A 13688-nucleotide genomic window follows, 5' to 3' on the forward strand; every position below is an offset into this window, starting at 1 on the left:
TTCGAAAAGTCGAGTCAACGCTGAAATTTACGGTTTCCGCTATTCGAGACTATACGTAGACCGCGACTTTCACCGTGTGAGTGACCACGTGGCCACACCCGTCGATAAGCGGAGTTCCGTCACTCCGAGAGATAGGTGAGCACCGCGGCCGCGCCGGCCTTGGTCGTGGCCTCGACGGTCGGCTCATAGTCGGGCAGGAAGGTCGACTGGTGGTTGACCGGCACATCCGTATCCACGGTGCCGTTGGCCACGGCCTCGTCCCACACATCGTGCGGGGTGCAGCCGACGGTCCAGAAGATATACGGCGCCCGGAAGGCGGTCGGGATGTTGGAGAAGTCCTCGGAGGCACTCCAGCGGGTGGCCTCGACGCTGTTGCGGCCGAAAACCCTATCGAAGGTCGGGCGGATGGTGGTGTAGACCTCCGGGGAGTTATCGACGAGCTCACCGTGCGCGAAGAACTCGAACTCCGGCGGCTTCGGCGACTGGGAGGCCTCGCACTCGGCCTGCACGATGCGGCGGATCGAGGAGTAGATGCGGCGCTTGGTGTTGTTGTCGAAGAACCGGCAGTTGAGCACGAGCTCCGCGGAATCCGGGATGATGTTATTCGTCGTGCCCGCTTTCATCTGGCCGACGGTGATCACCGCGAAATCATCCGGGTCGACCTCCCGGCCCACCAAACCCTGCAGGCGCACCACGACCATCGCCGCGATATACGTCGGGTCGATCGCCTTGTGCGGCATCGAGCCGTGCGCCGAACGGCCGTACATGGTGATGCGGATCGAGTCACAGGCCGCGAAGATCGCGCCGGGCATGGTCTGCACCTCGCCGGCGCGCCCGGGCATCACGTGCTGGCCCATGCACACATCCGGCCGGGGGATGCGGGTGACCAAGCCGTCGGAAATCATGGCGTTCGCGCCGGTCGCGTTTTCCTCCGCCGGCTGGAACAAGGCGATGAAGGTGCCGTTCCAAAAATCGCGGTCGGCGTCCATGATCGCGCAGATGCCGGCCAGCGCGGCGGTGTGCATATCGTGGCCGCAGGCGTGCATCACGCCGGTCATGGTGCCATCGGGCCGCGGGCGCACGCGTGTCGACGCATAGGGCACTCCCGTCTCCTCCTTGACGGGAAGGCCGTCGATATCGGCCCGGAAGAGCACCGTCGGGCCGTCGCCATTGCGGAAGATGGCGCACAGCCCGAACCCACCGATCGGGGAGATGACCTCACAGTTGAAGCGCTCGAGCAGGTCCTGGATCTTCGCGAAAGTCTCTGCCTCCTGGCCGGACAGCTCTGGGCGCTCGTGGAGGTCCTCGTAGAAGGGCCTTTGGAACGACAGATCGGCGTTGTGGTTGCTCAGCAGGCGGGCGACGTCGGTCGGGGCGGACATGTGCGGGATCATCCTTTAAGTACTGGTTAGTGACACGGTACGTGGGAAATTCCCTAGCCACTATAGCCGGCGTCAGCTCAGGTTCGGGTTGTACAGCAAACGGTTAGGCCGCGTGCTGCACTCGGTGGCGATGCGGATGTCGCGGGAGATGACCCCCTCATCACGCAGCGCATACAGCGAGGAGACCACCCGGTCGCGGATGTCGGTCGGCGAGAGCGTGTTGACGTAGATCTTCGTCCCGCCCTCGAAACCGGCCAGGGTGGACACGCGCCACTTGATGTTGACGCGCCAGGGCATCGGCAGATCGAGATCCGGCGGCTGGTGGTGCCACTCCTCGTTGCAGGGCACCTCCGGGCCGGTGGCGGCGTGCGCGGCGTGGATGAGATCGCTCATCGCGTCGACCTCTTCGGGCGTGTGCTCCCAGGGCCGGCAGTTCGCCGACGTCGAGTAGATGCTCACGGTGGGGTAGCGGTGCCCGATGCCGACGAGGAGCACCGCATGGTCGTTCTCCGCGATGATGAGGTTGTGGTAGCCGGCGAAGTTCACGCCCCACTCGTTGTACATGTTCTGGTTCAGCCGCAGCCGCGCGATCTCCTCGTTAGCCTGCACGCCGCGCGAATCGATGGCGACGAGCTGCTTGTGCAGGTGGTCGAAGGACGCGCCCGCCGGGGAGAGCCAGTTCTGGAACACCGAGACGTAGCGCGCGTAATGGTTGCGGGCATAGAGATCCTCCGTCGAGTCGACGGCGAGGCGGATGAACGCGCGGTGCTCGTCGATGCTCAAGGTGCCCGAGGAGGCGAGCTGGTCGTCGTGGGTGGCGCCGTCGATGAAGTGACGCCGAGAGATCAGCACGTCGTGGCCACCGGCGAAGTAGGACTCGCGCAGCTGGGTGCGCTCGGCGTCGTCGATATGCTCGGGGTCGCGGCCGGCGGCGCGCAGCCGCGTATCGACGATCGCATCCACGTGCTCACGGCCGACTTCAGCGGCGAGGTAGGACTCCATGCGCAGCCGCGTGGCCTCGTCCATGCGGTAGCCGTGGTTGGCCTGCCAGTAGGCGTAGCTGACGATCTCGAAGAGGTTGGGCACCCGCCGGAACTCGGCGCGGGTGTTCGCCATCTCTTCGGGAGTCAGGCCGCTGAGCTGCACCCAACTATTGCCGGAGCGCACCATGCGGGACTTCTCCGGCGGGGTGGCCAGCTGGCGGGCCTCGCAGAAGGCGCAGTAGTTTTCGGGGCCGTCGGTGTCGATCGGGGACGGGGTGCGGCTGGCCTTCGTCAACGGGCGGTTGCCGCGGCCCGGCACGGACCAGACTTCCGTACCGGAAAACGGGTTGATCTGCTTGATGGTCCCGTCCGACATCACGGTCAGGGGCGTGGGCTGGTGGAGACCGGGGATCGTCATATCTCCCAGCCTAAATTAGGCTGAGTGAACATGCCGATCATCCAATTCGATGTCCTCATCCCGAACGAGCATTCCGACTCTCCGCAGAAAGTCGCCGACGCCTTTCGCCTCGCCCTCAAGATCCTGGTAGACAAGGGCGAACTCAGCTCCGGCGAGGTCACCCACGAGCAGGTCGACGACGTGCACGAGGCCGTCGTCACCGAGCTGCGCGACGTCTACACCCGCGAACACGGCAAAGAGCCCGGCGCGGCGAGTATGCACCGCTACTCGGTGAAGGCTCACGGAGAGGCGATCTCTTATAACCAGCTGGCGATGGGGCTGTCGCGCGTGCTCACCCCGCAGGCCAGCCTGCCGGGCGACCGGGTGGCCGAGGAGCGCCACGAGGACTTCGAGATCCCCGCGTTTTATCCCTGGACCGTCGATATCCGCAGGTAGTCGGCGGCGATCGACGCGCCGGCGCGCTCATAGGCGGCCGCGGCGTTTTCCGTGCCCGCGGCGTCGAGATCAGCCTGCAGGATGGTCTCGCCGGCGAGGCCGAGGACGTCGGCGTCGTTAGTGGAGTCCGCCGCGAATGCCCTCCGGGCGGCACCGGCGGTGATGACCAGCGCCTGGTCCTGGGTGATCTCGCTCGTATCCGCCGTGTGCGCGACCAGCTGTTCCGGGCTGACGAGGCTGACCTGCGCGCTGCCGTGGATGAGGCTGGAGATCCAGCTCAGCGCCATCGCCATGCCGCCGCCGGAGCCGATGCCCGGGGTCTGCGGATCCACGCCGGTGACCTCGGCCAGACGCGCCATGCCGGCTGCGTTGTTAGCGAGCCCCGCGTCGGTGTCAGTGACCATGACCCACTCCATGGCGGCGGCGCCGGCGTTGAGCTTCGCGGTGTCGAAGTCGGCGAGCTCTTCGAGCGCATTCGCCCCCTTGGGCAGGGTGTGGCCGGCGCTGTTGAGCGGGTGGATGCCGAAGGCCACGAGGATGCCCACACCCCCGTCGTCCGTCACCGCGCCGTCTAAGCCGAGCACGATGCGGCGGGCGCCGCGCGACTGCGCGTCGGCGGCAAGCACGCCGATGCCGTAGCTATCGGATTCGCCTGGCGTGAAGGCCTCGGTGCCGGTGACGTCGGCGGCGTCGATATACGCGGTCGCCGCCGTCTGGTCGAAGGTATAGGTGGCCTCGGTGAGCCGGCCGGCGGCATCGGTGGTGGGTAAGGTAATGCGCTCGCCGCGAAACAGCGGCGCCAGGCGGGGGGCCGGCGTGCTCATCGGGGCAAGCGAGATCTCCGCATTGAGGATCACCGAGCGCACGCCCTCGCCGAGATGCTTGGCGACGTCCTCGGCGCTCAGCTCACCCGCCCCGGAAGGTGCGACGAGGACGCGGATCGGGGAAGGTTCGTGTGCTGAATAGGCCACGGTGGGAAAGCTCCTTTGGGCGGATCGGGGGCTGGGATGGGAGATATCGACCAAAAGTTTAGCCTCTGAGTGTGGAAAGGAATGTGCAGCCAGGCGGCGGTCATGAGGCGCAGCGGGGGTATCTATGGGGTAGATCACAGCGTCATATGGGGGTCGGCGACTTGCGCGGGTGTGGGGGCCGTAGAAAACTATTGGGCGTTAGAAATCATGCGGAAGAAAGGTGGCACCATGTCCGCTGCTGAACAGCAAGTGAATGAGTACTACAACAAGCTCCTCAAGCGTAACGCGGGGGAGCCGGAGTTCCACCAAGCCGTCGCCGAGGTCCTCGATTCGCTCAAGGTGGTGCTGTCGAAGGATCCGCACTACGCCGACTACGGGCTGATCCAGCGCCTGTGCGAGCCGGAGCGTCAGGTCATCTTCCGCGTGCCGTGGATCTCTGATAACGGCAACGTGCACGTCGCCCGCGGCTTCCGCGTGCAGTTCAACTCTGCCCTCGGCCCCTATAAGGGCGGTCTGCGCTTCCACCCGAGCGTGAACCTGGGCATCATTAAGTTCCTCGGCTTCGAGCAGATCTTCAAGAACTCCCTGACAGGCCTGCCCATCGGCGGCGGCAAGGGCGGCTCGGACTTCGACCCCAAGGGCCGCTCCGAGGGCGAGATCATGCGCTTCTGCCAGTCGTTCATGACCGAGCTGCACCGCCACATCGGTGAGTACCGCGACGTGCCGGCCGGCGACATCGGCGTCGGCGGCCGCGAGATCGGCTTCATGTTCGGCCAGTACCGCCGCCTGACCAACAACCACGAGTCCGGCGTGCTCACCGGCAAGGGCCTGACCTGGGGCGGCTCGCTCGTGCGCACCGAGGCCACCGGCTACGGCTGCGTGTACTTCACCGCCGAGATGATGAAGGAACACGGCGATGACCTCTCCGGCGCCAAGGTGATCGTCTCCGGTTCGGGCAACGTGGCCATCTACGCCGTGGAGAAGGCCCAGGAGCTCGGCGCGACCGTCGTCGGTTTCTCCGACTCCTCCGGCTGGGTGCACACCCCGAACGGCGTCGACGTCGAGCTGCTGCGCGACGTCAAGGAGAAGCGCCGCGCGCGCGTGTCCACCTACGTGGAGGAAGCCCAGGGTGCGACCTTCCACGACACCGGCTCCATCTGGGACCTCGAGGCGGATGTGGCCCTGCCGTGTGCCACCCAGAACGAGATCAGCGGCGATAACGCGCAGAAGCTGGTCGACAACGGGGTGCGCTACGTCGCGGAGGGCGCGAACATGCCGTCGACACCCGAGGCGATCGAGGTTTTCCGCGAGAACGGCATCCACTTCGGGCCCGGCAAGGCCGCCAACGCCGGTGGCGTGGCCACCTCGGCGCTGGAGATGCAGCAGAACGCCTCGCGCGATTCCTGGTCCTTCGAATACACCGACCAGCGCCTGCACCACACCATGAAGCAGATCTTCCGCCGCTCCGCGGATACCGCCGCCGAGTATGGCCACGACGGCGACTACATCCTTGGCGCCAACATCGCCGGCTTCCGCAAGGTCGCTGACGCGATGCTCGCCCAGGGCATCATCTAGCGCAGTATCGCTCATGCCTTTTAGACACCGCCTCTGCGCCGCCGTGGTTATCGGCGCTGCAGGGGCGGTGTCTGCCTGCGCGGGTGGCATCGAACCCGAGGTCACTGACCTGTCCGTCACGCTGCCGGTGACCTGCGGCGAAGGCTATGAGTGCTCCGGTACGCTCGAGGTGCATTTTCTGGAGAGAATCTCCGAGTGCGCCTATGGCCAGATCCGCGAAGGCGACCCCGGCTTCGATCGCCCAGCCGATAACGAGACCTATCTCGAACTGGATGGCGCGGTGCACTCCGAGTTTTCCTCCAACCCCGACGGGTTGCTTCTCGACGAACTGACCTACCTCAACGACGAGGGCGAAGAAGTCCTCGCCCAGTACGTCACCAACTGCCGTGAGCCCGGCGACGGCCGGGTGTTCTGGACGAAAAACGTCGCCGACGGGCGCAGCTTCGAGCTCTACCAGACCTGGATCATCCCGAAAGAGGCCGACGCGGTGGTGATCGAAGGCCAGATCGTCGATCTCGGCGCTGTGTCGTCGACTGGCTAGCGCGTGCCCGCTCGGTACTGTGAAGGTATGTATCGCGTCTTCGAAGCCCTGGATGAACTAGTACAGACCACCGAGCAGGCCTACGGCGTGCCCATGACCAGCAACTGTGTGGTGCCGCGCAACGAGGTGCTCGCCCTCTTAGATGACCTGCGCAACGCGCTGCCGATGGAGATGGACGACGCTCAAGACGTCCTCGATAAGCAGGACGACATCATCCGCGGCGCCGAGGAACGCGCCCGCGATATCGTCGGCCAGGCCGAAGCCGACGCCGAGCAGATCGTCGGTGGCGCCCACGCCGAGGCCGACGATATTGTCAACGATGCCAACCAGCGCGCCCACTCCACCATCGCGAACGCCGACGAAGAGGCGGAGCGCACCGTGACCTCCGCGCGCAACGAAGCCGACCGCCTCGTCAACGAGGGCATCGCGGAGCAGGAGCGCCTGGTCAGTGAGTCCGAGGTCATGCGGCGTGCCGACGAAGAAGCCCACCGCCTCGTCGACAGCGCCCACGCCGAGGCCGACCGCCTGCGCTCGGAGACCGACGACTTCGTCGACTCCAAGCTCGCCGACTTCGAGGATTCCTTAAGCTCCATCCTGCGCACCGTGAGCTCCGATAGGGCGGCGCTGCGCCGCGGAGCGGGGCTCTCGGGCGGTCATCGTTCGGCCGGCAGCGAGTCGGGCTCCGGCTACGACTACCAGGCGCCGCGCCAGCCGCGGCAGCGCCGCCCCCGCACCGACCAGTAAGGCGTAGAGACCGAGTAGGCTAGGGGGCCGTTATGAATTCTCCGTTTGTCTTCAATGTCGCCGAGCTGCTCCAGTCGAACGACGCCCTGCCGGAGGACCGTCGGCAGAAGGGCCCGTCCCCGTCGCGCATTGGTCCCGAGATGATCGCCATCGCCGAAGGCGATCCCGTCACTGTCGAAGCCACCATCACCCCTCTCGGCAGCGGGGTGATGATCGATGCTGAGGTCACCGCGATCCTGAGCGGCGAGTGCGTGCGCTGCCTGCGCCCGCTGCACCCGGAGGAGCATTTCCGGATCACGCAGGTCTTCGGCGCAGATGAGGACTTCGTGACCGGCGATGACGCCGAAGACGCCGACGAGGAAGTCCCCAGCGTCATCGACGACACCATCGACATCGAGCAGGCCGTCATCGACGAGGCCGGGTTGAACCTGCCGTTCAACCCCACCTGCCCGGACGGCTGCGACGACGAGAACATGCCGGCGCCGGACGGCATCTCCAGCGAGGAGGACGAAGGCCGCACGGATCCGCGCTGGGCCGGACTGGAGAAGTTCCTGTGAGCCGTACCCGCAAACACCGCCTGACCGGCGAGGCCGCCTGGGCTGCCGCCTACGAGGCCGTCGATCACACCCCGCTGCTGGAAACCATCGGCGCCTCGCTCGACGACGAGCACCTCAAACTCGCCTTAACCCACCGCTCCTTCGCGAACGAGAACGACTTCCTGCCGAACAACGAGCGGCTCGAGTTCTTAGGCGATGCCGTCCTCGGGCTGACCATCGCCGGCAAGCTCTACGAGCTGCACCCGACCCGCCCGGAGTCGGACATCTCGAAGATGCGCGCCTCGATCGTCTCGCGCTATGGGCTCGCCGACGTCGCCCGCGAGATCGGCCTCGGCGAGCACATCCTGCTGGGCAAGGGCGAGCTGATCACCGATGGCCGAAACAAGGACTCGATCCTCGCCGATACCACCGAGGCCCTGCTCGGCGCTTTGTACCGCCAGCACGGCTTCGAGGTCACCCGCGATGTGATCTTGAATCTCTTCTCGGAGAAGATCGACAACGCCTCCGCGGTCGGGCTGACCCACGACTGGAAGACCACCCTGCAGGAGCGCCTCGCCGAGCTCAAGGCCCCGATGCCCGTCTACTCCGCGACCTCTGAGGGGCCGGAGCACGACCTGACGTTCACCGCGCACGCCACCATCAACGACAAGATCCTGGGCACCGGCGTCGGGCATAACAAGAAGCTCGCCGAGCAGCAGGCCGCCCACCAGGCCTTCCTCGTGCTGCGCGATGATCCGCGCGCCGCCGATGCCTGAGCTTCCCGAAGTCGAGGTCGTTCGCCGCGGCCTCGACGATCACCTGATCGGCGCCCGCTTCGACGCCGTGCGCGTTACGCATCCCCGCGCCAACCGGGGTCAAGATAAGCCGCTGGCGTCCCTGCTGGTCGGGCGCACGGTTCTGGCGACCGGCCGGCGCGGCAAGTACCTCTGGTTGCTTCTCGACGACCACCACGCCCTCTTCATCCACCTCGGCATGAGCGGGCAGATGCTCGTCGGCACGCCCGGCACCTGCACCGCCGTGCACACCCGCATCCTCGCCGACCTCAAGGGTGTCGACGGCCGCGCCCTCGAGCTCGCTTTCGTCGACCAGCGCACGTTCGGTCGCTGGCTATATGCCCCGCTTGTCGACGGCGTGCCCGCCCCCGTCGCCCACATCGCCCGCGATCCGCTGGAACCGGATTTCGATGCCGTGGCCACCGCCCGCCGGATCCGCGCCTCGCGCTCGCCGGTGAAATCCGTGCTGCTCAACCAGGAGATTGTGTCCGGCATCGGCAACATCTACGCCGACGAAGCGCTCTTCGCCGCCGGGATCCGTCCGGTGCGCAAGGCCTATCGCCTGCGCCAGAAGGACACGGTGAACCTTTTGTCCTGCGCGCGGGCGGTCATGGAGCGCGCCCTCGAGGCCGGCGGGACGAGCTTTGATGCCTTATATGTCAACGTCAACGGCGCCAGCGGGTACTTCTCGCGTTCACTCAACGTCTATGGGCGTAAAGGTCAGCCGTGTGTGCGTTGCGGCGGAGAGATCGAACGCGTCTCGATCTCGAATCGTTCGAGCCATTTTTGCCCACGCTGCCAGCGCATTTAACACTTTGTTCTTATAAGGTTCTCGATCGGGCCACATATGCTCTATGCTCCACCTATGGACGCGATCGAGAGCTTCATCACAGACGTTATCAATGAGAATCTGTGGCAAGTCGTTCCCTACCTGCTCATCGCCGCCGGTGTGTACTTCAGTATCCGCACCTTCATCGTGCAGGTCACCAGGGGGCCGGACATGCTGCGCGCGGTCACCGAGTCGCCTGGCGACGGCCGCGATCCCGCCTCCGCCTCGAACGGCATCTCCGCCTTCAAAGCGTTCACGATCTCCGCGGCCTCCCGCGTCGGCACCGGCAACATCGCCGGCGTGGCGTTGGCGATCAGCGTCGGCGGCCCGGGCTCGGTGTTCTGGATGTGGGTCATCGCGATCCTCGGCGGCGCGACCGCCTTCATCGAGTCCACGCTCGCGCAGCTCTACAAGACCCGCGGCGTCGAGGGCTACCACGGCGGTCCGGCCTACTACATGACCCGCGGGCTCGGCTGGAAGCCGCTGGCCATCATCTTCGCGATCTTTTTGGCCTTCACCTACGGCTTCGTCTACAACGCGATCCAGACCAACTCGATCGTGGAGGCCGTCGGCGGCTCCATCGACCGCGACGACATGGGCTTCCGCATCCTCATCGGCGCGGTGCTGGCCCTGGTCACCGCCGCCATCATCTTCGGCGGCCTGCGCCGCATCGCGAACGTCACCCAGATCGTGGTGCCGTTCATGGCCGGTGCCTACCTGATCGTTGGCATCATCGTGGTCGTGGTGAACCTCAACGAGATCCCGGGCATGATCGCCGACATCGTCGGACACGCCCTCGGCTTCCGCGAGGTCGCCGGCGCCACCATCGGCGCCGCCTTCATGCACGGCATGCGCCGCGGTTTGTTCTCCAACGAGGCCGGCATGGGCTCCGCCCCGAACGCCGCCGCCACCGCGAGCGTCTCGCACCCGGTCAAGCAAGGCCTGGTGCAGACCCTGGGTGTCTATTTCGACACCCTCGTGGTGTGTTCCATCACCGCTTTCATCATTCTGCTCGGGCCCCAGCCGAACTACGGCGAAGAGATCCAAGGCGCCGCGTTCACCCAGACCGCACTGGCAGATTCCGTGGGCACCTGGGGCATCCACTTCGTCACGTTCATCCTCTTCTTCCTGGCGTTCTCCTCGATCATCGGCAACTACTACCTCGCGCAGGCCAACATCGAATTCCTCACCGGCTCCCGCGGCTGGCTCAACGTCTTCCGCGCAGTCGTGGTCGCGTTCGTGTTCTTCGGCTCCATCGGTTCGATCGGCCTGGTCTGGAACCTCGGCGACACCTTCGCCGCCAGCCTGGTGTTCATCAACCTCGTCGCGATCGTCCCGCTCGGCGGACTCGCTGTGAAGCTGCTGAAGAACTACGTGGCGCAGCGCCGCGCGGGCCAGGATCCCGTCTTCGAGCGGTCCATGCTGCCGGAAGCCAAGAACGTGGAGTGCTGGGAGCCGGTGGAGCGTTAGGAGCTGGGTTGCGGTAGGTTCTTCGGGGTTTCGGTGGCTGCGCGGTACGGATGGGGTAGGCGTGGCGGGCTGCCGTCGTTTGCTGGACAGGCTGGTGGGGCTGGTGGGGCGATCTGTCGGCGGGGTCACGTGCCTGCCTGGCTGCGCGCTTATGGTGCGTTAACGCTGGCCGAAATCACCCTCACGAAAGCACCCCCCAGACAGGCCTCCTTTCGACTTCGCGGGACTCGTTTCGGAGCGACTCGTTTCGATCGGGAGGGCGAACGCGGTGACGTTGTGAGGTTGGTAGGGTGCCTGGCGTTTTTCAAGGTTCTTCCTTCAAGCATTTGTGTTCGAGTGCCATGCAGGCCCCACGGAACCGGCCGAGACCGGGATCGAGACCTCGCACACGCATGCCGCGCTAGCGCTGGTCGAAATGAGTAGCTCCTAAAGGAGTGCTGGTTTCGACCGCGTGGGACTCGTTTCTGTGTGGGTCCTTTCGACCAGCGTGAGCGCGGTATGGAGCAGGTAGGTGTGGCAGGCTGCCGTCGTATGCTGGAGGGGCTGGTGGGGCTAGTGGGGCGACCTGTCGGTCGAGTGCCGTGACCGCCTGGCCATGTGCTCATGGTGCGTTAACGCTGGTCGAATTCACCATCACGAAAGCACCCCGCAGACAGGCCTCCTTTCGACTTCGCGGGACTCGTTTCCGAGCGACTCGTTTCGACCAGCGTTACCGCTGTATGTGTTTTCAAGCGCATCCGCACCGCAACCAGAACCCAGCTACTCCTGGACAGGCACGCCGATGGGGCTGTCGTCGATGGCCCAGAAGGAGCCGGCGAGTTTCGGTTTCCCATCGTCGCCGATCACGCCATAAGCGTCGTCCTCGACGGTGAAGTACCCGGTGGAAGGCAGCGCGACGGGCCCGGTAAACTGCACGCGGGTTTCGAAGCGTTCCGGCACCCGATCGCCTAAGGCGGCCAGCGCGCGGGCGTGCGTCCACATGCCGTGGGCGATCGTGCTGTTGAAGCCGAAGAGCTTGGCCGTCACACTAGAGAGATGGATCGGGTTGAAGTCTCGGGAGACTTTCGCGTACTTGCGCCCCAGATCAGCGTCCAGCTCCCAGCTTTCCTGCGGGTCGGCCTCTGGTAGGGTCTCGCGTTCGACTTCGACGGGCTTGCCGGGGACGTCCTGTCCGGTAGCCAGGTAGGTGGAACGCCCGGTCCAGACGAGTTCTTCGCCGCAGCGGATGTTGTTGATGAGCTCGAACGTCGCCCCCTTGCGGTGCGGATTGAGGTGACTGACTCGGGACTCTAGGTCAAGTTCTTCGTGTACAGAGACCGGCCGGAACATCTTCATCGAGTTGGCCATGTGGACCGTGCCGAGTGTGGGGAAGGGCCAGTCGCGGCCGCTCATGATCGCGGTCTGCAGGGGAAAGGTCAGGACATGCAGCCAGGTGCTCGGCACCGTGGAGGAGGGCTGAAAGCCGCAGAGCTTCTGGTAGGTGTGCAGCCGGTCGGAGTCTTGGGCGAACTTCCGCAGGCGCACGTCGCCGATGGGCGCGCCGGTGGAGGCGGGTTTGCGGCTCGCTGTCGGACGCAGAGCGGTAAACAGCAGCTTGGCGGGGTTGGGCGGTTTTTTGAATTCGATAGCCATGGCACTTCTCCTACTTTCCTACGAGGTTTTGGCCACAGACGCGGATCGTCTGTCCTTGCACCGCGCCGGAGGCTGGCTGGCAGAGGTAAGCGATGGTTTCGGCGACATCCACGGGACGGCCACCTTGGGAGAGCGAGTTGACGCGGCGGGCGATCTCGCGGCGCAGGTACGGAATCTCGGCGGTCATGTCCGTTTCGATGAAGCCTGGGGCCACCGCGTTGGCGGTGATCCCGCTGTCGGCAAGTTCACGCGAGAGCGAATCCGTGTATCCGATCACCCCGGCCTTGCTAGCCGCGTAGTTGGACTGGCCCTTGTTGCCGGCGATGCCGCTGGTAGAGGCGATGCCGACGATGCGCGCCTCGTCGCCGAAACCACCCGGCCCGCGTTCGGCGAGCAGGTCGGCGTTGATGGCCATCTCGGCTTTCAGGTTGATGTCGATGACCTGGCGCCACTTCTTCGCATCCAGATTCACGATGGACTTATCCCGCGTAATCCCCGCGTTGTGCACGATCGCCCACAGTCGCGCATCGGCGCCGTGGGTGCGGGTGATGTGATCGGTGATGCGGTGGGCGGCGTCGTCGTCAGTGATGTCGAGGGGGAGCGCGGAGCCGCCGATTTCGGAGATGAGTTCGCTGAGCTCACCGCCGGCGGCCGGCAGGTCGATGCCGACGACGGTGGCGCCCTGCTCGGCGAACACGCGGGCGATCGCGGAGCCGATGCCGCGGGCCGCGCCGGTGACAGCCACGATGCGTCCGGCATAAGGCCGCTTATCGACGCCGTGATCTCCCGCCCCCGTCTTAACCTCCCAGGTCTGTCCGCTCACGAAGGCAGAGCGGCCCTCGATAAGGAACGACAGGGTAGAGGCGAGATCACCCGCCTGGGTATCCGGGCAGACGCGCACGAGGTTGGCGGTGGAGCCACCGCGCAGCTCCTTGCCGACAGTACGCATGATCCCGTCGAGCGCCTCCGCCGCCGCACGCGCCTCATGGTTATCTGCTGCGGCGTCCTCCGGGCGGGGTCCGAGGATGATGATGCGCCCGGATTTCTCGAGCCCGCGCACCGCCGGTCGCAGCACCTGGCGCAGAAGCTCCAGATCGTCGAGGAGTGCGAGGTCGGTGGCGTCGATGATGAGCGCGCCGGGTTTGTCGTCGTAGGCGGGGGTGTGGTCGTGGTGGTCGTCGATAAGCGGGGCGCCCGGTGCGATGCCGAGTAACCCTAAGGTGTCGACGGCGAGCGTGGATCGCCCGGTCGCGTAGGCGAGGATGTCGCCGGCCGGGAGGGTGTCCTCGCGGCGTAGGGTCGGCGGTTCTTTGAGCCCGAGCTGTTTGGTGAGCAGCCGGCCGGGGCCCGAGGTTGCAAGCGTTTCGAGGATGTTCAT

At 65.7% G+C, this 13688-nt stretch carries 13 protein-coding genes; 8 read left to right on the forward strand and 5 right to left on the reverse strand.

The features are described from left to right. Positions 1-119: 119 nt before the first annotated feature. Complete coding sequence (locus C3B44_RS03995; protein WP_108431246.1) at positions 120-1382, reverse strand: amidohydrolase; 1263 nt, start codon at positions 1380-1382, stop codon at positions 120-122. 72 nt (positions 1383-1454) lie between these two features. Beyond that, positions 1455-2783, reverse strand: a complete 1329-nt coding sequence (locus tag C3B44_RS04000; protein WP_235840445.1) for a DUF4921 family protein — start codon at positions 2781-2783, stop codon at positions 1455-1457. A gap of 30 nt (positions 2784-2813) precedes the next feature. Between C3B44_RS04000 and C3B44_RS04005 the strand changes: the two genes are divergently transcribed. Next, positions 2814-3218: a hypothetical protein gene (locus C3B44_RS04005; RefSeq protein WP_108431247.1), complete on the forward strand. Its 405-nt coding sequence runs from the start codon at positions 2814-2816 to the stop codon at positions 3216-3218. On the opposite strand, the gene C3B44_RS04010 is transcribed toward C3B44_RS04005, so the two are convergent. After that, positions 3188-4189 carry a glycerate kinase gene (locus C3B44_RS04010; protein WP_108431248.1) on the reverse strand — a complete coding sequence of 334 codons (1002 nt, stop codon included), beginning with the start codon at positions 4187-4189 and terminating at the stop codon, positions 3188-3190. The two genes, C3B44_RS04005 and C3B44_RS04010, sit on opposite strands and share 31 nt — an antisense overlap. A gap of 228 nt (positions 4190-4417) precedes the next feature. Here C3B44_RS04010 and gdhA point away from each other — a divergent pair, with 228 nt between their 5' ends. The 7 genes from gdhA to C3B44_RS04045 are packed head-to-tail and all read left to right on the forward strand — an operon-like array spanning position 4418 to position 10678. Next, positions 4418-5764: an NADP-specific glutamate dehydrogenase gene (gene gdhA / locus C3B44_RS04015; protein WP_108431249.1), complete on the forward strand. Its 1347-nt coding sequence runs from the start codon at positions 4418-4420 to the stop codon at positions 5762-5764. A 13-nt stretch (positions 5765-5777) separates the two neighbouring features. Then, positions 5778-6305: a hypothetical protein gene (locus C3B44_RS04020; protein ID WP_146183474.1), complete on the forward strand. Its 528-nt coding sequence runs from the start codon at positions 5778-5780 to the stop codon at positions 6303-6305. 27 nt (positions 6306-6332) lie between these two features. After that, positions 6333-7049 (forward strand): DivIVA domain-containing protein, encoded by a 717-nt coding sequence (locus C3B44_RS04025; protein WP_108431251.1) that lies wholly within the window; start codon positions 6333-6335, stop codon positions 7047-7049. Positions 7050-7081: 32 nt separating this feature from the next. After that, entirely contained in the window at positions 7082-7606 is a 525-nt protein-coding gene (locus C3B44_RS04030) for a YceD family protein (RefSeq protein WP_108431252.1), read from the forward strand. After that, positions 7603-8361 carry a ribonuclease III gene (rnc, locus tag C3B44_RS04035; protein ID WP_108431253.1) on the forward strand — a complete coding sequence of 253 codons (759 nt, stop codon included), beginning with the start codon at positions 7603-7605 and terminating at the stop codon, positions 8359-8361. Before C3B44_RS04030 ends, rnc begins: the two co-directional genes overlap by 4 nt. Next, positions 8354-9190: a bifunctional DNA-formamidopyrimidine glycosylase/DNA-(apurinic or apyrimidinic site) lyase gene (gene mutM / locus C3B44_RS04040; protein ID WP_108432545.1), complete on the forward strand. Its 837-nt coding sequence runs from the start codon at positions 8354-8356 to the stop codon at positions 9188-9190. The genes rnc and mutM overlap by 8 nt, the downstream gene beginning before the upstream one ends. A gap of 54 nt (positions 9191-9244) precedes the next feature. Next, positions 9245-10678 carry an alanine/glycine:cation symporter family protein gene (locus C3B44_RS04045; protein WP_108431254.1) on the forward strand — a complete coding sequence of 478 codons (1434 nt, stop codon included), beginning with the start codon at positions 9245-9247 and terminating at the stop codon, positions 10676-10678. 759 nt (positions 10679-11437) lie between these two features. On the opposite strand, the gene C3B44_RS04050 is transcribed toward C3B44_RS04045, so the two are convergent. Together C3B44_RS04050 and C3B44_RS04055 are read right to left on the reverse strand one after the other, a co-directional pair. Continuing rightward, positions 11438-12310, reverse strand: coding sequence for a MaoC family dehydratase (locus C3B44_RS04050; RefSeq protein ID WP_108431255.1), 873 nt, complete (start codon positions 12308-12310; stop codon positions 11438-11440). A 10-nt stretch (positions 12311-12320) separates the two neighbouring features. Next, positions 12321-13688 carry a 3-oxoacyl-ACP reductase gene (locus C3B44_RS04055; RefSeq protein ID WP_108431256.1) on the reverse strand — a complete coding sequence of 456 codons (1368 nt, stop codon included), beginning with the start codon at positions 13686-13688 and terminating at the stop codon, positions 12321-12323.

Origin of the sequence: Corynebacterium yudongzhengii, from assembly GCF_003065405.1 — a bacterium.
Classification (GTDB): domain Bacteria; phylum Actinomycetota; class Actinomycetes; order Mycobacteriales; family Mycobacteriaceae; genus Corynebacterium; species Corynebacterium yudongzhengii.

Bases quoted from the DNA above. Each gene is read 5' to 3' on its own strand.
- C3B44_RS03995 (WP_108431246.1), bottom strand. From the start codon at position 1,382: ATGTCCGCCCCGACCGACGTCGCCCGCCTGCTGAGCAACCACAACGCC.
- C3B44_RS04000 (WP_235840445.1), bottom strand. From the start codon at position 2,783: ATGACGATCCCCGGTCTCCACCAGCCCACGCCCCTGACCGTGATGTCG.
- C3B44_RS04005 (WP_108431247.1), top strand. From the start codon at position 2,814: ATGCCGATCATCCAATTCGATGTCCTCATCCCGAACGAGCATTCCGAC.
- gdhA (WP_108431249.1), top strand. From the start codon at position 4,418: ATGTCCGCTGCTGAACAGCAAGTGAATGAGTACTACAACAAGCTCCTC.
- C3B44_RS04020 (WP_146183474.1), top strand. From the start codon at position 5,778: ATGCCTTTTAGACACCGCCTCTGCGCCGCCGTGGTTATCGGCGCTGCA.
- C3B44_RS04025 (WP_108431251.1), top strand. From the start codon at position 6,333: ATGTATCGCGTCTTCGAAGCCCTGGATGAACTAGTACAGACCACCGAG.
- C3B44_RS04030 (WP_108431252.1), top strand. From the start codon at position 7,082: ATGAATTCTCCGTTTGTCTTCAATGTCGCCGAGCTGCTCCAGTCGAAC.
- mutM (WP_108432545.1), top strand. From the start codon at position 8,354: ATGCCTGAGCTTCCCGAAGTCGAGGTCGTTCGCCGCGGCCTCGACGAT.
- C3B44_RS04045 (WP_108431254.1), top strand. From the start codon at position 9,245: ATGGACGCGATCGAGAGCTTCATCACAGACGTTATCAATGAGAATCTG.
- C3B44_RS04050 (WP_108431255.1), bottom strand. From the start codon at position 12,310: ATGGCTATCGAATTCAAAAAACCGCCCAACCCCGCCAAGCTGCTGTTT.
- C3B44_RS04055 (WP_108431256.1), bottom strand. From the start codon at position 13,688: ATGAACATCCTCGAAACGCTTGCAACCTCGGGCCCCGGCCGGCTGCTC.